The 20,877-nt window shown below is 31.4% G+C and carries 22 protein-coding genes, 5 tRNA genes and 1 pseudogene; 12 read left to right on the forward strand and 16 right to left on the reverse strand.

The window, feature by feature from the left end; genetic code table 11:
* The first annotated feature begins 179 nt into the window (after nt 1-179).
* Nucleotides 180-1,163: an MnmA/TRMU family protein gene (locus tag AAH949_RS00110; protein ID WP_348518619.1), complete on the forward strand. Its 984-nt coding sequence runs from the start codon at nt 180-182 to the stop codon at nt 1,161-1,163.
* 20 nt (nt 1,164-1,183) lie between these two features.
* On the opposite strand, the gene AAH949_RS00115 is transcribed toward AAH949_RS00110, so the two are convergent.
* Complete coding sequence (locus AAH949_RS00115) at nt 1,184-2,215, reverse strand: Cj0069 family protein (protein WP_134238200.1); 1,032 nt, start codon at nt 2,213-2,215, stop codon at nt 1,184-1,186.
* A 218-nt stretch (nt 2,216-2,433) separates the two neighbouring features.
* Between AAH949_RS00115 and AAH949_RS00120 the strand changes: the two genes are divergently transcribed.
* The 4 genes and pseudogenes from AAH949_RS00120 (at nt 2,434) to AAH949_RS00135 (ending at nt 6,236) form a co-directional block, all read left to right on the forward strand.
* A complete protein-coding gene (locus AAH949_RS00120; RefSeq protein WP_134238201.1) occupies nt 2,434-3,747 on the forward strand; it encodes an aromatic amino acid transport family protein in 1,314 nt (437 codons plus the stop codon).
* A gap of 9 nt (nt 3,748-3,756) precedes the next feature.
* Complete coding sequence (locus AAH949_RS00125) at nt 3,757-5,124, forward strand: L-serine ammonia-lyase (protein ID WP_348518620.1); 1,368 nt, start codon at nt 3,757-3,759, stop codon at nt 5,122-5,124.
* An 11-nt stretch (nt 5,125-5,135) separates the two neighbouring features.
* A pseudogene (gene queC, locus AAH949_RS00130) lies at nt 5,136-5,804 on the forward strand (7-cyano-7-deazaguanine synthase QueC); the annotation flags it as partial.
* Complete coding sequence (locus AAH949_RS00135) at nt 5,805-6,236, forward strand: GNAT family N-acetyltransferase (RefSeq protein WP_348519161.1); 432 nt, start codon at nt 5,805-5,807, stop codon at nt 6,234-6,236. It begins immediately after the preceding pseudogene.
* Here the strand turns inward: AAH949_RS00135 and AAH949_RS00140 are convergent.
* The 6 genes from AAH949_RS00140 to AAH949_RS00165 form a co-directional block, all read right to left on the reverse strand.
* The gene (locus tag AAH949_RS00140) at nt 6,220-6,666 is read right to left on the reverse strand and encodes a DUF411 domain-containing protein (protein ID WP_348518621.1); all 447 of its coding nucleotides are present in this window, start codon (nt 6,664-6,666) and stop codon (nt 6,220-6,222) included. The genes AAH949_RS00135 and AAH949_RS00140 overlap by 17 nt on opposite strands.
* A gap of 146 nt (nt 6,667-6,812) precedes the next feature.
* Nucleotides 6,813-6,897, reverse strand: a tRNA-Leu gene (locus AAH949_RS00145).
* 5 nt (nt 6,898-6,902) lie between these two features.
* Nucleotides 6,903-6,979, reverse strand: a tRNA-Arg gene (locus AAH949_RS00150).
* Between the two features lie 16 nt (nt 6,980-6,995).
* A tRNA-Arg gene (locus AAH949_RS00155) sits at nt 6,996-7,072 on the reverse strand.
* Nucleotides 7,073-7,075: 3 nt separating this feature from the next.
* Nucleotides 7,076-7,152: transfer RNA gene (locus AAH949_RS00160), tRNA-His, on the reverse strand.
* 24 nt (nt 7,153-7,176) lie between these two features.
* Nucleotides 7,177-7,254, reverse strand: a tRNA-Pro gene (locus AAH949_RS00165).
* A 236-nt stretch (nt 7,255-7,490) separates the two neighbouring features.
* Here AAH949_RS00165 and AAH949_RS00170 point away from each other — a divergent pair.
* Genes AAH949_RS00170 through AAH949_RS00180 form a run of 3 tightly spaced genes read left to right on the forward strand, consistent with a single transcriptional unit; the run spans nt 7,491 to nt 9,510 of the window.
* Nucleotides 7,491-7,904 carry a DUF1924 domain-containing protein gene (locus tag AAH949_RS00170; RefSeq protein WP_348518622.1) on the forward strand — a complete coding sequence of 138 codons (414 nt, stop codon included), beginning with the start codon at nt 7,491-7,493 and terminating at the stop codon, nt 7,902-7,904.
* 9 nt (nt 7,905-7,913) lie between these two features.
* The gene (locus AAH949_RS00175) at nt 7,914-8,426 is read left to right on the forward strand and encodes a diheme cytochrome c (RefSeq protein ID WP_348518623.1); all 513 of its coding nucleotides are present in this window, start codon (nt 7,914-7,916) and stop codon (nt 8,424-8,426) included.
* On the forward strand, nt 8,419-9,510 hold the full coding sequence (locus AAH949_RS00180; RefSeq protein WP_348518624.1) for a cytochrome b/b6 domain-containing protein: 1,092 nt from the start codon (nt 8,419-8,421) through the stop codon (nt 9,508-9,510). Before AAH949_RS00175 ends, AAH949_RS00180 begins: the two co-directional genes overlap by 8 nt.
* On the opposite strand, the gene AAH949_RS00185 is transcribed toward AAH949_RS00180, so the two are convergent.
* Entirely contained in the window at nt 9,503-10,339 is an 837-nt protein-coding gene (locus AAH949_RS00185; protein WP_134238208.1) for a TerC family protein, read from the reverse strand. The two genes, AAH949_RS00180 and AAH949_RS00185, sit on opposite strands and share 8 nt — an antisense overlap.
* Before the next feature lie 113 nt (nt 10,340-10,452).
* Between AAH949_RS00185 and AAH949_RS00190 the strand changes: the two genes are divergently transcribed.
* The 4 genes from AAH949_RS00190 to AAH949_RS00205 all read left to right on the forward strand — a co-directional run bounded on the left by AAH949_RS00190 (nt 10,453) and on the right by AAH949_RS00205 (nt 12,518).
* Complete coding sequence (locus AAH949_RS00190) at nt 10,453-11,013, forward strand: hypothetical protein (RefSeq protein ID WP_348518625.1); 561 nt, start codon at nt 10,453-10,455, stop codon at nt 11,011-11,013.
* 78 nt (nt 11,014-11,091) lie between these two features.
* A complete protein-coding gene (locus AAH949_RS00195; protein WP_348518626.1) occupies nt 11,092-12,012 on the forward strand; it encodes an ankyrin repeat domain-containing protein in 921 nt (306 codons plus the stop codon).
* Between the two features lie 45 nt (nt 12,013-12,057).
* Complete coding sequence (locus tag AAH949_RS00200; RefSeq protein ID WP_279586252.1) at nt 12,058-12,180, forward strand: hypothetical protein; 123 nt, start codon at nt 12,058-12,060, stop codon at nt 12,178-12,180.
* A gap of 32 nt (nt 12,181-12,212) precedes the next feature.
* Nucleotides 12,213-12,518: a hypothetical protein gene (locus AAH949_RS00205; RefSeq protein ID WP_134238213.1), complete on the forward strand. Its 306-nt coding sequence runs from the start codon at nt 12,213-12,215 to the stop codon at nt 12,516-12,518.
* Nucleotides 12,519-12,561: 43 nt separating this feature from the next.
* On the opposite strand, the gene purN is transcribed toward AAH949_RS00205, so the two are convergent.
* The 8 genes from purN to tig are packed head-to-tail and all read right to left on the reverse strand — an operon-like array spanning nt 12,562 to nt 20,821.
* Nucleotides 12,562-13,149: a phosphoribosylglycinamide formyltransferase gene (gene purN, locus AAH949_RS00210; RefSeq protein WP_348518627.1), complete on the reverse strand. Its 588-nt coding sequence runs from the start codon at nt 13,147-13,149 to the stop codon at nt 12,562-12,564.
* Complete coding sequence (locus AAH949_RS00215; RefSeq protein ID WP_348518628.1) at nt 13,140-14,510, reverse strand: NAD(P)H-hydrate dehydratase; 1,371 nt, start codon at nt 14,508-14,510, stop codon at nt 13,140-13,142. The genes purN and AAH949_RS00215 overlap by 10 nt, the downstream gene beginning before the upstream one ends.
* Nucleotides 14,507-15,853 (reverse strand): DNA recombination protein RmuC, encoded by a 1,347-nt coding sequence (rmuC, locus tag AAH949_RS00220; protein WP_134238216.1) that lies wholly within the window; start codon nt 15,851-15,853, stop codon nt 14,507-14,509. Before rmuC ends, AAH949_RS00215 begins: the two co-directional genes overlap by 4 nt.
* The gene (locus tag AAH949_RS00225) at nt 15,843-17,354 is read right to left on the reverse strand and encodes a YifB family Mg chelatase-like AAA ATPase (RefSeq protein ID WP_348518629.1); all 1,512 of its coding nucleotides are present in this window, start codon (nt 17,352-17,354) and stop codon (nt 15,843-15,845) included. Before AAH949_RS00225 ends, rmuC begins: the two co-directional genes overlap by 11 nt.
* Nucleotides 17,351-17,869, reverse strand: coding sequence for a peptide deformylase (def, locus tag AAH949_RS00230; protein WP_134238218.1), 519 nt, complete (start codon nt 17,867-17,869; stop codon nt 17,351-17,353). The genes AAH949_RS00225 and def overlap by 4 nt, the downstream gene beginning before the upstream one ends.
* A gap of 9 nt (nt 17,870-17,878) precedes the next feature.
* The gene (locus tag AAH949_RS00235; RefSeq protein WP_134238219.1) at nt 17,879-18,907 is read right to left on the reverse strand and encodes a diguanylate cyclase; all 1,029 of its coding nucleotides are present in this window, start codon (nt 18,905-18,907) and stop codon (nt 17,879-17,881) included.
* 13 nt (nt 18,908-18,920) lie between these two features.
* Nucleotides 18,921-19,505: an ATP-dependent Clp endopeptidase proteolytic subunit ClpP gene (clpP, locus tag AAH949_RS00240; protein ID WP_348518630.1), complete on the reverse strand. Its 585-nt coding sequence runs from the start codon at nt 19,503-19,505 to the stop codon at nt 18,921-18,923.
* Entirely contained in the window at nt 19,505-20,821 is a 1,317-nt protein-coding gene (gene tig, locus AAH949_RS00245; protein ID WP_348518631.1) for a trigger factor, read from the reverse strand. The genes clpP and tig overlap by 1 nt, the downstream gene beginning before the upstream one ends.
* Between the last annotated feature and the right edge of the window lie 56 nt (nt 20,822-20,877).

The following is a 20,877-nucleotide window of genomic DNA, read 5'->3' on the forward strand; positions in this document are numbered from 1 at the left end:
ACTATTGATGAAATTCTGGCTTTTAAAAAAGCACTTCGATGGGCTAAACAAAATCCGCAAGAGGCGCAAGATGCCGAAAGAGAAATGCAAGGATATGCCGAAAATGTTTGGCGATGGCGTGTGGAATTTGATATAATCGCGAGTTTAAAATTGATTGATTTATAAAACTAAGGAACAAAATGAAAGCATTAGCACTTTTTAGTGGCGGGCTTGATAGCATGCTTGCTATAAAACTCATCACTTCGCAAGGCATAGAAGTAAAAGCGATAAACATAAACATAGGCTTTGGCGCTACAAGTGATAAAAGCGAACTTATGGCAAAAAGAGCGGCTTTAGCTGGGGCAAGTTTTGAAGTGATAGATGTAAGAAATGAGTATTTACAAAAAGTGCTTTTTAATCCACAATACGGCTATGGAAAGCATTTTAATCCCTGCATAGACTGCCATGCTTTTATGTTTAAAACTGCACTAGCTATGCTAAAAAGCGAAAATGCAAGTTTTATTATAACAGGCGAAGTTTTAGGCCAACGTCCTATGAGTCAAAGAAGTGATGCGATGGCTAAAGTTAAAAAACTCGCACTTGATGAAGAGGATTTAATCCTTCGTCCTATGTGTGCTAAAAATTTACCCCTTACAAAGCCTGAAAGAGAGGGTTGGGTGGATAGAGACAAACTAGAAAATATAAGCGGAAGAAGCCGTAAAAGACAACTTGAACTTGTAGCTAAATTTGGTTTTGAGGACTTTGAAAGCCCTGGTGGTGGGTGCTTACTTACACTTGAAAGTTTTGCTAAGAAAATTCGCGATTTTATAGAATTTGACAAAGATATGGAGGTAAATGACGCCCAACTTTTAAAATACGGCCGCCATTTAAGACTACCAAATGGTGCTAAAATGATAGTGGGTAGAAATGAATTAGAAAACGAGCTTTTAAGAAATTTAAAAACCGACAAATATGAAGAAATTAAACTTGGAGATTTAATCGGTGCTTATTCTTTACTTAGCGCAAATGCAGATGAAAAAGACTTAGAGCTTGCTTTAAAAATAGCACTAACTTACGCAAAAACACAAAGCGATAAAGAATACCAAGTAGGCTTTAAAGATAAAATTTATACTAGCAAAGCTTATGAAAATAAAGAAAGCGTGAGTGAATTTTTCATCTCTTAAGGGAAGGCTTAAAGCCTCCATTATTTTTTTGTTTTGCTGACTATTTCTATAATGTTTTGTGCGACATCATCAGCTAATTCTAAATGCGAAGTAAAGCCTACACAAGAACAATTTATCTCGCCTAAGACATATTTATCTTTGCCATTTTCATCAGTATCTAAAATGAAATCAGCTGTCCAAATGAGTGGTAAATCATAATTTCCAAGTTTAGCTCTTACTTTAGGAAGTTCACTTAAAAACATATCCACTAAATTTTTCCAATCTTCTGGCTTATCATAGCGGTATTTTGCTCCACTAAAAAGTGTAGCAGAAAAAGCATCTGCATCTTCAGAAGGTTTTTTATGCACGACATTTACAGGAGTGTTATAAAGCATTAAAAGCCTGATTTCTCCTTCTTTAATGCGTGGCAAGAATCTCATATCTACAAGCATACCGTTATCGCCTACAATGTATTGCTCGCAAAAGTCCATAAATTCACAAAGTTCTCTGTGTTCAACATGATTATCTTTTGCTTCGGTGCATTTGATTTTTGCATTCAAGGGTACACTATCGCCGTTAAATTCACTCTCAACACTCACACGCCAAATTCCTTCGCCTGTAGAGCCGCGATTTTGTTTTAAAACTCTTTCGCCTTTAGCCAAGCTTTTGACAAAATTTTCTTTGAAAGTCTTAATATCATAATAAGCATAGGTATCACTTGGCACAAGATCGGTGTCTGCTAGTTTGGTTAAAGCATCTTTTGCTCCATAACCTATCATTGCATCAGGGTGAGGCATACCGACAAGTCCATCATTACAGAGCTTTCTTAACATATCAAAATATTCATTTTCTTCTTTAAGATTGCCAGGATTGATGCGTGAAACATAACCATCAAAATTTTCTTTTACATAGTGATAAATTTCATCTTTTTTGCCTACTTCGAAAAATATCACTTCAGCATTCCAACCTTTGGATTTTAAAGCATTTACCATAGGCATAGTATCTTTTCTATAGCCATCTTCACCTTTATCACTTCCGCCTCTAACTTCAAAAAAAACAATGTTTTTTTTCATGATTTCTCCTTAGAATGAATGTGGTTTAAATTATGGCATATAAAAAATAAATTCTAAATTTAAGACCGATTTTATCTTTTTTACTTGAAAAGCGTTTGTAATAATGCTTTTAAGTATGATTTTGTTGTCACGATTAATAAAAAATCAAGATGATTAATATCAAAAGAGTTTTTTAGTTTATCAAGGTATAATTTAATTTTTAATTTTTAGGAGTTTAAATGAAGTGGAATTCTTTTGATACGCGTTGGATGCTTTCATTGTTTGGGACAGCAGTTGGTGCGGGGATTTTATTTTTGCCTATTAAGGCCGGTGTGGGTGGTTTTTGGCCTGTTGTTGTAATGTGTTTTATTATTTTTCCAATGGTTTATCTAAGCCATAGAGCTTTAAGTCGTTTTGTATGTCAAGCAAATGGTAATGATAAGGATATCACTCATGCGGCTGAAGAGTATTTTGGTAGAAAAGTGAGTATTTTTATATCTATTCTTTATTTTTTTGCTATTTTTCCTATTTGTTTGGCGTATTGTGTGGGTATAACTAATACTTTTGAAAGTTTTATTTATCATCAATTTTTGCCCCTTTTAAATTCAGAAGGTGTGTTTTCGGATGTCATTCGTGCTATGTATGAAGTAAGTGCGGATGTTGGAGGAAAAACTGTGGTAAGTTTATTGCCTGTTTACCGTTTGTTTTTGGTCTTTATTTTGGTAAGTATTTTTATGCTTATTATGCTTTTTAGTGAAGAATTAATCACAAAAGTGTGTGAATGGCTTGTGTATCCTTTATGCGCTATACTTTTTGCATTTTCTTTATATCTTATCCCTTATTGGTCTTTTGAGAGTTTTAGTGCAGTACCTGGAGCGAAAGAATTTATCACTATAGTATGGCTTACTTTGCCGGTTTTAGTGTTTTCTTTTAATCACTCACCAGCAATTTCTACTTTTTCTTTAAGTGTAAAAAGACAATATCCTGAAAATTCAGTACAAAAAGCAAATCAAATTTTGCTTAGAACCTCTGTAATGTTACTTGCTTTTGTTATGTTTTTTGTGGTATCTTGTGTGCTTTCTTTAACTCCAGCCGAACTTGCTGAAGCTAGAGCGCAAAACATACCTGTGCTTTCTTATTTTGCTAATAAGCTTGATAATCCATTTATTTCTTATGGTGGTCCATTAATCGCATTTTTAGCAATTTCTAGTTCGTTCTTTGGACATTATTTTGGTGCTAGAGAGGGTGCTTATGGTATAGTTAGAAAGTGTTGTAAATTAGCGGGCAATGAAAATCCAAATTTAAAAAAGATTGCGATTTATTCAACTTTAACGATGTATGTGATCATGTTAATCACTGCTTATATTAATCCTAGTATCTTGGGTTTTATAGAAAGTTTGGGTGGTCCAATCATTGCGGCAATTTTGTTCTTAATGCCAATTATTGCAATTTATACGGTTTCAAAAATGAAAAAATTCCAAAACAAAGCTTTAGATGCTTTTGTTTTTATTACGGGAATTTTAACTATAATTACCGTGATTTATACTTTTTAAGGCTTTTTAATGGGTAGTAATTTAAGTATATTTAAAATCGGTGTTGGTCCTTCCTCTTCTCATACTTTGGGACCATTATTGGCGGGTAATATGTTTTGTGAAAAAATTAAAACTCGCATTGATGAAATTTCTAAAATAGAAATTAAGCTTTATGGCTCTTTATCTTTAACAGGTAAAGGGCATTTAAGCGATAAGGCTATTTTATGGGGGCTTAGTGGCTTAAAAGCTAAAGAATTAAACGCGAGTTTGCAAGATGAGGTTTTTAAGTGTGCTTTAGAGAAAAGGATTTTGCTTTTAGATGGGATAAAAGAGCTTGATTTTGACTATGAAAAGGATTTGATTTTTGAAAAAGAATTTTTACCTTTGCACGAAAATGGTTTAAAAATTAGTGCTTTTAATAAAGAAAATGGTTTGATTTTAGAAGAAATTTATTATTCTATTGGCGGTGGGTTTGTGATGAGTGAGGCTGAGCTAAAAAAACACCAAGAAGGGCAAGATGAATTTGTGCATACACCCTTAGAGCTTAATATCAACAATGCTAAAGATGCTTTAAAAATTTGTGAAGAAAAAAACTGGAATTTAGCAAAGCTTTCTTATGAATATGAGTTGCAGTTTTTTACCAAAGAAGAAATTAGGGCGTATTGCTTAGAAATTTGGGAAGTGATGCAAGAGGTTTTTTATAATGGAATTCATCCAAATTCAGATTATCTTCCTGGAAAACTTCATTTAAAGCGTCGTGCAAAAGGTTTAAATGAGCGCGTGGCAATGACTACGGATCCTATGGGGATTATTGATTTTATTTCTTTGTATGCTATAGCAATTGCTGAAGAAAATGCAAGTGGTGCTAGGGTTGTTACTGCACCTACAAATGGAGCTTGTGCGGTTGTGCCAGCTGTGATGCTTTATCTTAAAAATCATACCGTGGGTTTTAATGATGAAAAGGCGATTGATTTTTTACTCACCGCTATGCTTATAGGCTCTTTTTATAAGAAAAATGCAAGTATAAGTGGTGCTGAAGCAGGATGTCAAGCAGAGATTGGTAGTGCGAGTTCAATGGCAGCAGGTGCTATGGCAACGGTTTTAGGAGCAAAGGCGAATGTGGCTTGCAATGCTGCTGAAATGGCTATGGAGCATCATTTAGGCTTAACTTGCGATCCAGTAGCTGGGCTGGTGCAAATTCCTTGTATAGAAAGAAATGCTTTTGGGGCTATAAAAGCCATAAGTGCAGCTAGAATGGCAATGACGCGAAAAAGCACTCCTGTTGTAGGACTTGATGAGGTTATAAAAACTATGTATGAAACGGGCAAGGATATGAATTTAAAATACAAAGAAACTTCGCTTGGGGGTTTAGCTACAAATTTAAAAAGTATTTGTTAAAAGGATAAAAAATGAGCAAAAAGGCACTTTGTATTATTAGCGGGGGTATGGATAGCACTTTGTGTGCTTATTTGGCTAAAAAGCAAGGTTATGAAATTATTGCTTTACATTTTGATTATAATCAACGCACACAAGAAAAAGAAAAAGAATGTTTTAAACAAATTTGCAAGGCTTTAAAAGTAGAAAAATCTTATATTTTAGATGTAAGTTTTATAGCTAATATTGGTGGAAATGCCTTAACAGACAAAAATATAAATATCCCTAAAAATGAACTTAATAAAAGCGATACCCCACCTATTACTTATGTGCCTTTTCGCAATGGAATTTTTTTAAGTATAGCAGGATCTTTAGCCGAAAAAGAAAATTGTGAAAGTATTTTTATCGGCGTAGTAGAAGAAGATAGTAGTGGGTATCCTGATTGCACGCAAAGCTTTATCCAAAAGGCGCAAGAATTTATCAATGAAGGCACGAGCAAGGATTTTAAAACTCAGATTAAAACCCCGCTTGTTCATCTTAAAAAGGCTGAAATTGTCGCTTTGGCTTTGAGTGAAAATGTGCCTTTAGAGCTTACTTGGTCATGTTATGAAAGTCAAGATTTAGCTTGTGGGGAATGCGATAGTTGCTTGCTTCGCTTAAGAGGCTTTGAAGAAGCGGGCTTTAAAGATAAAATTGCTTATAAAATGCGCATTAGGCATTTTAAATGTTTAAGTTCAGAGCTTAAAAATGCTTTGATAGAGCTTTGGGAGCAAAGTGTTAGAGCGAGTCATCATTTTTTAACAGAAGAAGATATAAGTAAAATCAAACAATATTTAAATGGCGATGAGGCTTTTATACGCATTGAGTTTTTATTTATTTATGAAAATAATGAATTTGTAGGCTTTTTAGGCTTTTATCAAACAAGCATTCAAATGCTTTTTATCCACCCAAATTTTTTTCGCAAAAATTACGGCACTAGCCTCGTAAATTTTGCAATCACTCATTTTGAGCTTGATAAGGTTGAAGTTAATCTTGATAATGAAAAAGCCTTGAAATTTTATGAAAAATTAGGCTTTCAAATTTATGATAGATATGTAGATGAATTTGGCTTTGTTTTGCTTAAAATGAAGAGATAGCTTTATCACCTATAAAAAAGTCATAAAGTTCGTAACTTCCGTCTTTTTTCATCAAAATTACAGGATATTTTTCATAATGACCTTGCTCCATTCCAGGACTTCCTTGTGGCATATTTGGCGCTGAAATTCCAATCACTCCTTTAGGCTTGTTTTCAAGTAGCCACGCCACTGCACTTTGTGGCACATGTCCTTCTATGGCATAACCATCAATTACTCCCGTGTGGCAACTTTGGTATTCTTCTTTAATACCTAAATTTTGTTTTATTTGTAAAAAATCATTGGTTTTGATTGTTTTAACTTCATAGCCATTTTTTTGCATATATTGAGCCCAAAGATCACAACATCCACAAGTTGGACTTTCATAAATGACTAAATTTTTTGCTTGCAAAAAAGATGCAATTGCTATCATAGTGAAGATAATTTTTTTCATTTTTATCCTTTAAAATTTGTTTTGAAATAATACTTTTTAAGAGTAAATACAATGCTCTTGTTTTTGGCAATTAGAGCTATTTTTTTAAACCATTTAAAGCGATAATGGCTTTATAAATGTTTTAAGTATAAAAAAGGAATTTAAAGTGGTGCGGATGAAAGGACTTGAACCTTCACGCATTGCTGCACCAGATCCTAAGTCTGGCGTGTCTGCCAATTTCACCACATCCGCAAAAGTGGTACGCCCAAGAGGATTCGAACCTCTGACCTACGGCTTAGAAGGCCGTTGCTCTATCCAGCTGAGCTATGAACGCATATAAAGAATTTTGGTGGTGCGCCCGATAGGAATCGAACCCATAACCTACAGATCCGAAGTCTGTCGCTCTATCCAGTTGAGCTACGAGCGCTGATGGGGTGAGTGATGGGAATTGAACCCACGACCCTCAGGACCACAATCTGATGCTCTAACCGACTGAGCTACACTCACCATTTTGTATAAATTTATAGAAAATGGTCGGGGTGAAAGGATTCGAACCTTCGGCCCCTTGGTCCCAAACCAAGTGCGCTAACCAGACTGCGCTACACCCCGATAAAAATAAAAGCAATATTGTATATAAAAATATTTCAAAAGTCAAGAGAAATTTTGATTTATTATAGACGGAAAGCAAAAATAATTTTTTGATTTATTATAAATATAATTTAAATTTTTTATATAAATATATAAAATAGTTAAAAAATATTTTTATTTATTTATATAAAATTCACATATAATTCACACTATTTGAGTGAAAATTACCTTTTTAATTCCACAATAAAGGCAAGGGTATGAAAAAAATATTTTTAATCTTGGTGTTAAATTCATATTTGTTTTCAAGCGAATTTAATCAAGCTATGCAAGAATACATTAATGAATTGAAAAATCAAGCAAAAAGTGAAAATCCTAGTTTTGTTGATTTTGATGCTAAGAGAGGTGAAATTATTTTTAGCACTAAAAATAAAGGCAAAAATGGTGAATTGATTTCTTGTCAGAGTTGTCATAATGCTGATTTGACAAAGGAAGCTACGAATATTTTTACAAATAAAACCATAGCACCTTTAGCGCCAAGTGTAAATAAAAACAGACTTAGCGATGTTAAAGAAGTGAAAAAATGGCTTAAAAGAAATTTTAAAGATGTGTATTTGCGTGAAGGAAGCGCTATAGAAAAAGGTGATGTGCTTTATTATCTTATAAAACAATAAGGATGGATTATGAAAAAGCTTTTATTTGTTATTTTTGTGTTTGTTGGTATTTTAAATGCGAAAGATTATAATTATTATACAACTGATGTGGCTCCTGTAAATAATGATTTGTATAAGAAAGAATGCGCAAGTTGTCATTTTGCTTATCAGCCAGGGCTTTTACCTAGTAGCTCTTGGCAACACATAATGGATAATTTAGAAAATCATTATGGAAGCAATGCAAGTTTAGATGAAAATGATGCAAGGAAAATTTTGGCATATTTATTGGAAAATTCGAGCGAAAAATCTAATTATAAAAGAAGCATAAAAATCACTAATTCTCTCCAAAATGGTGTAGTTTATACTTCTTTGACGCAAATTCCTTATTTGCAGAAAAAACATAGAAAAATTCCAAAACACTTAATAGAGCAAAAAGAAGTGGGATCTTTGGCAAGATGTAGCGCATGTCATAAACAAGCAGATAAGGGAATTTATAATGATGAAGATGTTTATATACCAAATTATGGAAGAATGAATGACTAAGAGTTATATTTGGACTTTTGTAAATCGTTTTTTACATATTTTATTGATTGTTACTTTTCTTTTATCGTATTTATTTTCAGATTTTGATAATTTGTTTTATTACCATGCTTTGCTGGGCGTGTTGTTTTTTGCTATTATCGCTTTTCGTATTATTTGGGGTTTTGTGGGGACAAAATATTCTTTGTTTAAAGACTTTCAGTTCAAAGGACTTGCCAAATATTTATTTTCTATTTTAGCAATAAAAGAAAAACATATAGGACACAATCCAGCTTCAAGTATAGCTATAATATTAATGCTTATTTTGGGAATTTTGATTTTTATCAGCGGAATGTTGGCTTTAGGTGTTGAAGAAAGAGCGGGATTTTTTGCAAAATTGTATTTTACATATGATGTATTTTCATATATTAAAGATTTGCATGAATTTTTTGTTAATTTTTTTGTATTTGTTGTAGTGATTCACATTTTAGGTGTTTTGATAGATAAATTTTACAATAAAGCCGATGCTTTAGACTCTATGATACATGGATACAAAAATACAAATATAAACGAAAGTGTATCTTTGAATATTTTTCAAAAAATATTTTTCGCAAGTTTTTTATTGTTTTTTATTGCCTTGTTTTTCTATCTGCTTTATCCCAAAAATCAAATTATCGGTATTAAAGATTTAAAATATGATTTTTCCTATATGCAAAACGAAGATTATAGCATTTATCAAAAAGAATGCGGTTCTTGTCATATAGCTTATGTTTCTTATTTATTACCCAAAAAAGCGTGGAATAATATCATGAATAATTTGGAAAATCATTTTGGAGATGATGCTAGTTTGGACGAGATGGATAGAAAAGCGATTTTGTCTTTTTTGGAAAAGAATTCAATGGAAGAATTTAATACCAAATTTAAAGCGAATTTAAAAAATGAAAATGTAAATGAGATAGCTATAACAAATTATAATTTTTATAAAAGAACACACCGCAAAATACCAGAGGAAGTTTTTCACTCGACAAAAGTGAAAAGTAGGGCAAATTGTCAAAATTGTCATCAATTCGCCCAAGAAGGATTTTTTTCAAAAAGTCAGATTATTTAATCTGTTTTTTCTTTTTAGCTGCAATGATATTTAGAATTTCAGTCCCCAAAGCAAATACCATTGCAACATAAATATAAGCTTTTCCAAAATGCAAATCTAAACTTTCTGAAACTAAAACAACGCCTATCATAATCAAAAAAGCAAGAGCTAGAATTTTAATACTAGGATATTTTTCCACAAAATCTGCAATAGGTTTTGAAGCAAAAAGCATCACAAGAACAGCTAAAATCACAGCAATAATCATGATCTCGATATTTTGAGCGATACCTACAGCAGTAATTACACTATCAAGGGAAAATACAATGTCAATAATGGCAATTTCAGCCACCACCACCCAAAGTTTAGAGCTTACTTTGATATGGTTAATATTTTCCTCTTCGCTATGATTGTGTAAAATTTCATCTTTAATTTCTTTGATGGATTTAAAAATTAAAAACAATCCCCCAAAGAAAAGCACCAAATCTCTTCCTGAAATTTCACCCCAATAAGTTTCTAAATCAGGAATACCTCCGCCAAAAAATGCAAAAAACGAAGTCCCAAAAACTATAGAATTTACAGCCACTTCGCTAAGTTTTGATACATCACCTACATAGATTGAAAATAAGGGATTGATGAGTTTCATAACCCAAAAAAGTGATAAAAGTAGCAAAATTCTAGTAATCATCGCAAAACCAAGACCTAAAATTCTTCCTTTGTCGCGGTGTTGTGCAGGAAGTTTGCTTACTAAAATTGCTAAAAAGATGATATTATCTACACCTAAGACAATTTCAAGTGCAGCAAGCGTGATAAGAGTAAGCCAAGCATCAGGGCTAAATATCCATTCAAACATTAATTTCCTTATTGATTGTGAAATTTTCAAAGGGTAATTTTATAGTCTTAAAGCAAATAGTGTTTTAAAGATAATTTGGATAAACTAAAATTTGTCATAATAAAGGATAAAAAATGACAAGAGAACAAGCAGAATTAATTATAAAAGAAGAAAAGTTGTTTTATGTAACTTGGCGTGATTATGATGTTACAGCAGGAGAATATCATTTTACAATTTGGTTTAATCCTAACAATCATAAATACGAAGCTGTTTATATTGGAGAAAGGGGAGGTGTTGAATTTAAGTATTCTTTTGATAGTGAAAAAGAAGCCATTGATAAAATGTTACAGATGAATTATAAACAAAAATATTTTAGCGTAAATGAAGACTATTCAATGCAAAATAGAAAAGAAGTAGCACTAAGAATCATCAAAGAAGAAAATCTAGAAGTGATTTGGTATGATGAAGCACTTAAACCAATGCGAGCAGGTATTAAACACGATAAACAAAGAGATAAATACATTTCTTTTATCACTAATGCTAAAGCAGAGATTATAGAATGGAAAAGTATTGAGTTTGATGGGGATAGATACAGTGAAACTTTTGAAAGAATGTTAAATGATGAAAGTAAAGCCCTTTATGCTCTTATCAATCGTGCCAGAATGATTAAGCAAAATAAGATTAGTTTTGTGTAAATGTTTTAAGGTTAGGTTTTATCAAACAAATATCATAAGAAAGGAAAAACAAATGAAAAACTAGAAGATATCAAAGCTATGAATTACAAACAAAAAGATGAGTTAGAAGATTTAGTTCTTGAAGCTATAGATGATAATGATTTAGCTAAGGTAAAAGATATTTTAAAAGATTATCCTGTAAAAATATCTTGTTATGAGCTTAATATCAAAGATAAAGATGGAGACTTCCCTTTATTTGATCCTTTTAACTTAATAATAAGGGCTGCATTTGCTTGTGAAGAAAACAATAATGATTTTTCTATTTTAGATTATTTATTTGATGAGTATGGTTTAAGTTTAAAAGATCCTAAATATAATTTTGTTCTTATTGATATGAAACACATCAAAGAAGCTAATGATAAATATATTTTAATAAAAAAAGCAAAAGAAAGCAACATTATTTGTCGAAACGCTTTAATCTATTATTATATACTGAATGCTGATAATCCAAACTCTCATATCATTAAGTATCTAGTCAATCGTGGGGCTAAATTTGAAGTGCATGATGAAGGATCATTTGGTTGGACTCCTATGCATTTTTGGGCTAGACGCAATAATTATGAATTATTAGAACTAGCCATTAAAGGAGGAGCTAATGTGGATATGCAAACCCGACTTATTCAAGAGAGTGAATACAATGAAACCCTTTTATTTGAAGCTGTAAAAGAAGCAGAAACCTATAGGGTTACACAGTTTTTAATTGAACTTGGAGCCAATGTAAATTTTGCTACCCCAAGAACCCCTTTAGATGATGCAAAAGGATCTAGAAATAAAAAACTTTTAAAAGATGCAGGAGCAATGACTTCAGAACAAATCAGAAAGAAATTTAATTTACCAGCATATGATTCTTCTCATTGTGAAATTGATGGAGAAGAAGATTTTGACTTATTGGGTAAATATCATGATGAATATTCCAAGCTTTTAAACGATGCTATAAAAAAGGCCAATGAGAGTGAATGAGGGAATAGAAATTTACTTTGCTAAAATAAATTATAAGGAAAGATAATGAAAAATAAAAATTTATTGGATAAAGATATACAAGAAGTATTTAAATACTATCTTAAAAATGATAGTTATTTAAAAGGTGCTTTAGATGGTTTAAAAAATACGAGCGAAGAGCTTTTATAAGTAGCATCTTAAGCTATGAATATAAAAATTTAGTGGAAAATGGCAATTTAAAAGTCGATGAAAAATATAAAGCTATTTTACCACCTAACTTAATCGCCATTTTAGAATATGACAAAAGGACATTTAATAGCACAAATCTTAGCAATTTTATAAATGATTTGGAATTTGAATTAGAACATATAGAAATGGAACTCTATGATGATCCTGCTGACTTTGAAGGGGGAGATTATTATAATGAAGATAGCGAATGTGATGAAGATTATAGTATAGAAGATTGGGTAGAAGATCAAGTAAGCAATATAAAAGATTTTATAGATGCTTTGAAAGATTTTAAATGAAAAAATCATTAAATTTTTTAAAAAAATATTTTAACAATAAAAGTTATTTTGGTAAATTAACTTTACTTTCAAAAATTTCTATCACACTCAAAGGTAAAATTTCATGCTCTAGGGCGTGAATTTTTGCTTCAAAATCTTCAAAACTTAAATTCTTTTTTTCAAAAGCTTTTTGAGTGATGATTTTTCCACCATCTAATTCTTCATTTACCCAATGCACACTCACTCCAGCCACTTTCATATCACTCTCAAAGCTCTCTTTTATGGCATTTGCACCCTTAAAAAGTGGAAGTAATGAGGGGTGAAGATTAATGGCTTTGATATTTTTTGTAAAAATAGGGCTTAAAATTCGCATAAATCCCGCTAAAATTGCAAGATCTGCTCCGCTTTCTTTGATTTTTTGTACCAAAATTTCATCAAATTCTTCTCTACTTTTATAATCTTTATGATCGACAATCACACTTTCAAGGCCAAATTTTTTAGCCCTTTGTATGCCAAAGGCGTCTTTTTTATTGCAAAGACAAAGCACGACTTCATAAGTGTTTGAACCTATAGTTTTTTGATGAAGACGATTTAAAATATTTTCTAAATTACTACCATTTCCGCTAAAAAGCACGGCTAATTTTACAAGCATTTTAATCCTTTTATGAGTTTTATTGCATCAAAACTATTTTTGTTAAATTTATATTTTCTAGCTATCAAAGCATGTGCCAAACAAGCGTTTTTTGCTGCTTTTAAAGGAGTGAATTTTGCACCCAAAAGTGCAGCCATCATACCGCTTAAAACATCTCCACTTCCGCCTTTTGCTAAGGCTTCGTTTCCTAAATTTATCACATAGAGTTTTTCTTTTTGTATGATGATGGGATTTGCACCTTTTAAAACAAGAACGCAACTATAATTTTGTGCGAATTTTTTAGCATAAAAAAAGCGGTTTTTTTGTAAAACTTCTACACTTAAATCCTCATCAAAACACATTTTATAAAGTCTTGTGAATTCTTTTGGGTGTGGCGTGATGATAACATCCTCTCTATTTAAATACCAAAGTAAAGCTTCGCTTAAAAAGCAATTTGCATCCAAAACCAAAGGTATGGTTTGCAAAATTTCATCTTTTAAGATATCTAGATTCTCAAGTCCCATTCCTAAAGATATAGCACTTGCTTCTTTTGAAAGACTTGATTTTATTATTAAAAGTGGCGAAAAGCTTTTTTTAGCGACTAATGATACAAGCCCGCTACCAAAATTTAAAGCTCCAAGCCCCGCTAAAGTGCCTGCACTTTCATTTGCTACTATGTAAATATGTCCGAAATTACCTTTATTGGAACTCGTGCTTCTTTTTATGGTTTTTAAGTCCTTTTTTTCTAGCAAAAAAGCATTTTGATTAGGACTAAATAATTTATCATTTACGCCTAAATTTGCAATCTTAATTTTGCCTACAAATTCTTTAGCAAAGTCTTCAAGTAAGATTTCTTTCAAAGCCCCCATACACTGCGTAATATCTGCTTTAAAACAAGGTAAAAAGCCCAAATTTGTCGGTATATCACAAGCGATTTTTAAAGCTTTGCTTTTATTTGCTTTTTCTAAAATTTGCTTTGTTTTTTCATCTACTTCACGCTTAATCCCTGTACCCAAAATACAATCAACAATGATGTGAAATTTTTTCAATTTTGGCTCTTTTTGCATAAATTTAAAACCAAAATTTTCTAAAATTTGCTCTTGTTTTTTAAAAGTTTCATTTTCTCTAAAACCTAGCTTATAAGCCTTTGCATTTTTTAAATTTCTTAAAGCCACAAGGCCATCTGCTGCGTTGTTGCCACCACCTAGTAAAAAAAGTATTTTTACTTTTTTGATTTTAAAATTTTTACGAATTTTTTTGGCTTCTTTTTGGATAAGCTTAGCTAAATTTAGCCCTGCATTTTCCATTAAAATAAGCTCATCTAAGCCTTTATTTATAGCATTTTGCTCTAGTAATTTTATATCATTGCTAATTGTTTTCATTCGCTAAACTCACAAGTAATTAATTTATTTGTCTTAGCACCAAGTTCTTTTAGTTTTACAACCCTTGAAGCTAAATTACCACTACCACTATTTAATTTAGTTTGCATATTGTCTATATTTGTATTTAAGCTTTTTATGTTGTTTTTTATTTTATCAAAATCTTCTAAAACACCCGCAAATTTATCATGAAATTTACCCAGCTCTTCAAAGGCTTTTAAAATGTTTTCATTGCTTTGTATGTTTTTCCAAGAAATATCAATGGTATTTAAAGCCATAAAAAGAGTATTTGGCGTGGTTAGATAGACCTTTTTTTGATAAGCGTATTGATAAATTGACGCATCAACACTTAAAATCAAATCTAAAATATTTTGATAAGGCACAAAAAGCAAAACAAACTCATGAGTGTGTTTATCAAACTGCGCATAAGGCTTTTTGGCAAGTTCATCTATCCTAGCTTTTAGATTAAATGCAAGTTCTTTGCATACGCTTAAATCTAACTCTTCAAAACTAAAATCACTAGGCAAAGAAAACTTAGCATCGATAATAATACTTTTTTGTTTATCTAAAAACACAATCGCATCAGGGATATAAGTCTTGCCCTCATCTTTAAATTTTTCTTGCAATTTATACTGCAAACCTTCAACTAGACCACTATTTTCAAGCACAGATTTGAGTTGAAGCTCTGCAAAATTACCACGAATTTTTTTATCGCCTTTTAAAATTTTTGCAAGCTTATCGGCATTTTCACCCATATTTTGGCTAAATTTAAACATATTTTCTATATGTGTTTTTAAACTTATCTCATTATGGTTTAATCTTTCGCTGTATTCTTTTACGCTTTTTTTAACAGGTAAGAAAATCTCTTCTAAAAGTTTTTTGACATCTTCATTTAGTATGATTTTGTTTTGATTGATGAGAGTGGAGTTTTGATTTTTTAGATTTTCTTCAAATTTTTTTTCTAAAAGAGTTAAATTACATTGATAATCTTCTTTGATTTTTTCTTTTTCTTGAGCATAGCTTTTTAGAAGCTCTTCTTTTTCGCTTTCTTTTTGGTTTAGTTTGTTTTCTAAGTCAAGTAATTTTCTTTCATAGCTTTCTTTTAATTTTTCTCTCTCTGAATTTTTATTTTCCAATACTTCGCATTTTGAAATCAATTGTATTTTTTCTTGGATAAGCTTTTCTTCTTTTATTTTTATTTCTTGGAGCTGATTGAGTAGTTCTTGTATTTTTTCTTTGTAAATAGCATTTTCTTTTTCTGTGTTTTTGCTAGAGGATTTTATCCAAATAAAACTTATTAACAATAAGCATAAAAAAGCTAGAATTAATGATAATTCATAAAGCATTTTTTATCCTAAAATTCAAAGCTTCTAAAATATGCTCTTTGTTGATAAACTCACTGGCATTTAAGTCTGCAATGGAACGAGCAACTTTTAAGGTTTTGTTGATACCTCTTTGTGAAAGTTTATAGCGAGAAATGGCTAAATTTAAAATTTCTTGAGCTGAATTTTCCATTATGCAAAATTTTTTAATATCTTCATCTTTTAATTTTCCATTAAATTCTTTTTGTCCACGTTTTTTGCTAAACGCAAAGGCTTCAAAAATTTTTTGGCTCATCTCTTTGGAAGTTAAACTTGCTTTATCTTTAGCTGAAATTTCATCCATTGCCACATAAAGATCGATTCTATCTAAAATAGGAGCAGAGATGCGGTTTTTGTATTTTTTAATCTCAACTTCACTGCAAGTGCAAGATAAATTTTTCGAGAATAAATTTCCGCAAGGACAAGGATTTTGTGCAGCTATGAAGCTGAATTTTGTTTCGTAGGTGACTTTGGAATTTACCCTTGCAATGTGAATCTTATGATCTTCTAAAGGCTCTCTTAGACTTTCAATAATTTGCTTAGAAAAATGTGGAAATTCATCAAAAAATAGAACTCCCCCATTTGCTAAGGCAACTTCGCCAATTTTTGCGTTTTTTGTTCCACCGCCAAAGATACTAGCTCTAGTGCTTGTGTGATGTGGGTGTCTAAAAATTCGAGTTTGCGAAAATTCACATTCGCTAGAATTTAAAGACATATAAGCGCTTTGCATTAGAATTTCATCTAAATTTTGAGGAGGCATGATATATACTAAGCGCTTTGCACACATACTTTTGCCGCTTCCTGGACTGCCTTCAAACAAGATATTATGCATACCAAGTGCGGCGATCATACAAGCTTTTTTGGCATTTTCTTGACCTTTAACATCGCTAAAATCGAGAGCAAAATTTTGATTGGCTATGAAAATTTCATCATTTAAAATGATAGGATTTTCAAATAAAGGATGGATTTGGGAAAATTTAAATTTATCATAGTTTTTTTCTTTAAAAAATTCTATGACTTCATTTAAATTTTCAAGTCCAAAGATTTCTAAATTCGGTATCATAGAAGCTTTTAAAGCTATGCTTTTTGGGACGATCACGCGAGCATTTTTGACTTTTGCGGATAAAAATAAAAGCAAAGAAAAAAGCTCATTGGTGCTTTTAATGCTCCCATCGAGCCCTAATTCTCCAACTACAAAGAAGTCTTGCAAGTCTTCATTGTGTAAAAGTATAAGTGTGGCAATAGCTAAATCAAAATGTGAGCCCCTTTTTGGGATACCCGATGGGCTTAGATTAATGGTGATTTTTTTAGCAGGGAAGTTAAAATTGCAATTTAAAAGAGTGGCTTTAATGCGTTCAATGCTTTCTTTGATGGCTATATTTGCAAGACCTACTATACCAAAACCTGGCAAGCCTCTTGTAAGAGTTGATTCTACATCAATGATGTCTAAATTTTCATCGTAGCTTATACATTTTAATTTTTTCATTTAGATTTTTTTTGTTGTTTTTTGAATTCTTTATCGAATTTCTTTCTTTTTAAAAAAGAGAGCTTTTCAATAAACAAATGTCCGTTTAAATGATCGTTTTCATGTTGGATTGCTACTGCTAAAAAGCCTTTAGCTTCGAGTTCTTTAAAATTCCCAAATCGATCTTGGTATTTGAGTAAGATGTGATTGTAGCGTTCTACTTCTTCGTAAAAATCAGGCACACTTAAACAACCTTCGGTAAAGCTGATTTTTTCATCGTCTAAAGGGACGATTTGAGGATTAATGATTTCAAGTAAATTTTCTTTTTTTTGCTCTTCATTTTCATCTGGGATATTTACAAGTAAAGCACGAAGTGGAACATTGACTTGAATGGCCGCTAAACCAACGCCATTATTTGCTATCATGGTATCATACATATCATCTAATAAAATGTGTAATTCTTCGTTAAATTCGCTTATAACTTTGGAGTTTAAAAAAAGGTTTTTGTTAGGATAAGTGATGATTTCTCGTTTCAAATTTTGCCCTTAATTTATCACAGCAAATTGCTGTGTTTCTTTGCCTGTAAGTTCCAAAGCGTTGATGGCTTTTTCTATCATTTTTTCATTGCTAAATTCATCGCTAATGCAAGTAAGCACCGCTTCCAAATCCATTTCAATTTCAATTCCACTCATGAAAAAGTTTGTATTATAAATAAAGCTTAATAAATCTTCACATATTTTTTTTGCATCATTTAAGTTGGTATGTTTTAAAATAGCTACAAAAATTCCGTTTTCATAATGTGCGATGATATCGCCTTTTGCTATGTGTTTTGTAAGAATTTTAGAAATATTTTTCAACAAAATAGTTTTTTCTTTTTGACTTAAAATTTTTGCAAAAACGCTTTCTTTGACTCTAAGAAAAATCAAAGAAGTTTGATAGTTATACTTTGAAAAACCTTCTTTGAAATTATCTAAAGTTTTCAGTAAGAATTTTTTATTATAAACGCCATATTTGGGATCAAAATCACTTTGTTCTTCTATAGATTTATAAACTTGCGAAACTTCTTCAAAGCTGTATTTGATATTTAAAGAATATTTTTCAAGTAAAGCTGAAAAGCGCTCTAAATCCATCTTTAGAGTATCAATTATATTAATTGCTGTTAGGCTATTGGAATTTATAGAAAGCTCTGACATTCTTTTGTGGGTAAGATCAACCATTACTTCTGTGTTTTTGTAAATCATAGCTATATCTTGCAGTAGGATTTTTAAAGACGAGAAGCTTCGTTTGACTTCGTTTTCTATCAAGACTTGTTTATCTTCTTTTTTGCTTTCAATTTCCATTAATTCAGAAATTTTTTTCTGTAAAGTCATGGACTTTCCATCGATCATTTTTTCAAAATAAATTCTAAAATTTTCAGGAGTTGGAGGAACATTATCATCAACAAGTTGCGTTAATACCGCTCGTGCAAATTTTTCAAGCTCTCCCCCACTAATTTTATTTATTTTCTGAGGTTCTTTTGTTTCATTTTGATCGAAGTTAAAATCTGATAAAAAATCATCGCTTTCAAAATCCATGTTTCCCCTTTTTTTATTTAAAGCTTTTTTCTAAAACCTTATCGATAAGTCCATAGTCTTTTGCTTCAGCTGCACTCATAAAAAAATCCCTATCTGTATCTTTTTCGACTTTTGAGAGTTTTTGCTTAGTATTTTTGGCTAAGATGTTATTTAGAATTGACTTTAATCTTAAAATTTCTTTTGCTTGAATTTCTATATCTGTTGCTTGTCCGCGTGCTCCACCCAAAGGTTGATGAATCATAATGCGTGAATTTGGCAAAGCAAAGCGTTTACCTTCTGTTCCACAACTTAACAAAAACGCTCCCATAGAAGCAGCTTGACCTATGCAAATAGTGCAAACATCCGGCTTTATGTAATTCATCGTATCATAAATGCTAAAGCCACTTGTTACAACACCACCTGGAGAATTGATATAAAGATAAATGTCTTTGTCGGGATCTTCTGCTTCTAAAAATAAAAATTGTGCCACTATCGAAGCGGCAAGATTATCATCTATCTCGCCACTTAACATAATAATTCTATCTTTTAGAAGTCTTGAGTAGATGTCATAGCTTCTTTCGCCTCTACTTGTTTTTTCTATAACATAAGGGATAAACATTATTTTTCGCTTTCTTTGGCTGAATTTTTATCTTTTAAGAAAATATCGCTAAATAATCTATCTTCAATTAAAGCCATTTTTAAAGCCGGTAATGCACCTTGTTTTTTGTAATTTTCAAGATGTTCTTTCGGATTAATTTTAAAACGATAAGCTTCAAAATACACTGCTTGAACTAATTCTTGATCACTAACACTAATGCCTCTTAGTTTGGCTAATTCATCTATGATAAAGGTGAGTTTGACGCTTTTTTTAGCTTCTTCTTTAAAACTATCTCTTTTGATTTGATAATTCACTTCGCTTGATTTAAGCTCTTCAATTTCTTTTTCACTAAAAGTATTCCAAGCGTTTCTAAACTGTATATCAGTTTCTTGCTCTACAATTCCTCTTGGGATGTCAAAATCAAAATTTTCAATCAAAGCATCTGCAAATTTAGGTTTTAACTCTTCATTTACAAGTTTGAATAATTTTTCATTTTTAATTTGTTCTTTGAGTCTTGTTTCAAGAATTTCTTCTGTTGGTTCTTTTTCATTTGGTAAAACTTTTTTTAACATTTCATCGTTGAGTTCAGGAATTTTAAGTTCTTGTATTTCGTGAAGTTTGACTTTAAAAACTGCCGCTTTACCTGCTAAATGCTCTGCACCGTATTCTTTTGGAAAGGTAACTTCTATGTCTTTTTCCTCTTCAGGTTTAAGTCCTATCATACCTTCTTCAAATCCAGGTATGAATTGCTTTGAGCCGATTTCTAAGATATAATTTTGCGCCTTGCCGCCTTCAAAAGCTTTACCATCTACAAAGCCTTCAAAGTCAAATTTTGCAAAATCTCCTTCTTTAAGCTTTCTTGCTTTTTTTACAGACTCTAAAGTAGCGAAACTTTTAAGCAAATCTTCTTTTTTTGTATCAATTTCTTTTTTGGTTACTTTTGGAGTAGAGTATTCAGGAATGAATTTTTCATATCCTTCTAATTTAATATCAGGTTTGAAAGAAAGAGCTATTTCAACATTTATTTCATCTTTCTCGCGGTTGAATTTTTCAAAATATGGATCGCCTACAAGATCCTTGCCTTCTTTTTTTAATTCTTTTAAAGCTTCGCTAACAGCTTTACGGAACAAATTTCTCTCAGCATCGCCATTAAGTTGTTTTGCATATCTTTTTAAAACAGCTGCGACTGGCACATGTCCTGTTCTAAAACCATCCATTTTTACGGTTTTTGATGCTTGTTTTGCTAATTTTTCTACTTCAGCATTGATAGAACTTGCAGGAATTTTAACGCTAGCAGTAGCATTTACAGAGTCAAGTTGCTTGGCTTTTACTTCCATTGATTTTCCTTAAATAATAAAAATTTTATCTGCCACTATACCAAAATTTTCCTTAT

Origin of the sequence: Campylobacter sp. CCS1377 (assembly GCF_040008265.1) — a bacterium.
In the GTDB taxonomy this organism is placed as follows: Bacteria; Campylobacterota; Campylobacteria; order Campylobacterales; family Campylobacteraceae; genus Campylobacter_D.

Coding starts and splice junctions, on each gene's coding strand:
- AAH949_RS00110 (WP_348518619.1), top strand. CDS start 180: ATGAAAGCATTAGCACTTTTTAGTGGCGGGCTTGATAGCATGCTTGCT.
- AAH949_RS00115 (WP_134238200.1), bottom strand. CDS start 2,215: ATGAAAAAAAACATTGTTTTTTTTGAAGTTAGAGGCGGAAGTGATAAA.
- AAH949_RS00120 (WP_134238201.1), top strand. CDS start 2,434: ATGAAGTGGAATTCTTTTGATACGCGTTGGATGCTTTCATTGTTTGGG.
- AAH949_RS00125 (WP_348518620.1), top strand. CDS start 3,757: ATGGGTAGTAATTTAAGTATATTTAAAATCGGTGTTGGTCCTTCCTCT.
- AAH949_RS00135 (WP_348519161.1), top strand. CDS start 5,805: ATGCGCATTAGGCATTTTAAATGTTTAAGTTCAGAGCTTAAAAATGCT.
- AAH949_RS00140 (WP_348518621.1), bottom strand. CDS start 6,666: ATGAAAAAAATTATCTTCACTATGATAGCAATTGCATCTTTTTTGCAA.
- AAH949_RS00170 (WP_348518622.1), top strand. CDS start 7,491: ATGAAAAAAATATTTTTAATCTTGGTGTTAAATTCATATTTGTTTTCA.
- AAH949_RS00175 (WP_348518623.1), top strand. CDS start 7,914: ATGAAAAAGCTTTTATTTGTTATTTTTGTGTTTGTTGGTATTTTAAAT.
- AAH949_RS00180 (WP_348518624.1), top strand. CDS start 8,419: ATGACTAAGAGTTATATTTGGACTTTTGTAAATCGTTTTTTACATATT.
- AAH949_RS00185 (WP_134238208.1), bottom strand. CDS start 10,339: ATGTTTGAATGGATATTTAGCCCTGATGCTTGGCTTACTCTTATCACG.
- AAH949_RS00190 (WP_348518625.1), top strand. CDS start 10,453: ATGACAAGAGAACAAGCAGAATTAATTATAAAAGAAGAAAAGTTGTTT.
- AAH949_RS00195 (WP_348518626.1), top strand. CDS start 11,092: ATGAATTACAAACAAAAAGATGAGTTAGAAGATTTAGTTCTTGAAGCT.
- AAH949_RS00200 (WP_279586252.1), top strand. CDS start 12,058: ATGAAAAATAAAAATTTATTGGATAAAGATATACAAGAAGTATTTAAA.
- purN (WP_348518627.1), bottom strand. CDS start 13,149: ATGCTTGTAAAATTAGCCGTGCTTTTTAGCGGAAATGGTAGTAATTTA.
- AAH949_RS00215 (WP_348518628.1), bottom strand. CDS start 14,510: ATGAAAACAATTAGCAATGATATAAAATTACTAGAGCAAAATGCTATA.
- rmuC (WP_134238216.1), bottom strand. CDS start 15,853: ATGCTTTATGAATTATCATTAATTCTAGCTTTTTTATGCTTATTGTTA.
- AAH949_RS00225 (WP_348518629.1), bottom strand. CDS start 17,354: ATGAAAAAATTAAAATGTATAAGCTACGATGAAAATTTAGACATCATT.
- AAH949_RS00235 (WP_134238219.1), bottom strand. CDS start 18,907: ATGGATTTTGAAAGCGATGATTTTTTATCAGATTTTAACTTCGATCAA.
- clpP (WP_348518630.1), bottom strand. CDS start 19,505: ATGTTTATCCCTTATGTTATAGAAAAAACAAGTAGAGGCGAAAGAAGC.
- tig (WP_348518631.1), bottom strand. CDS start 20,821: ATGGAAGTAAAAGCCAAGCAACTTGACTCTGTAAATGCTACTGCTAGC.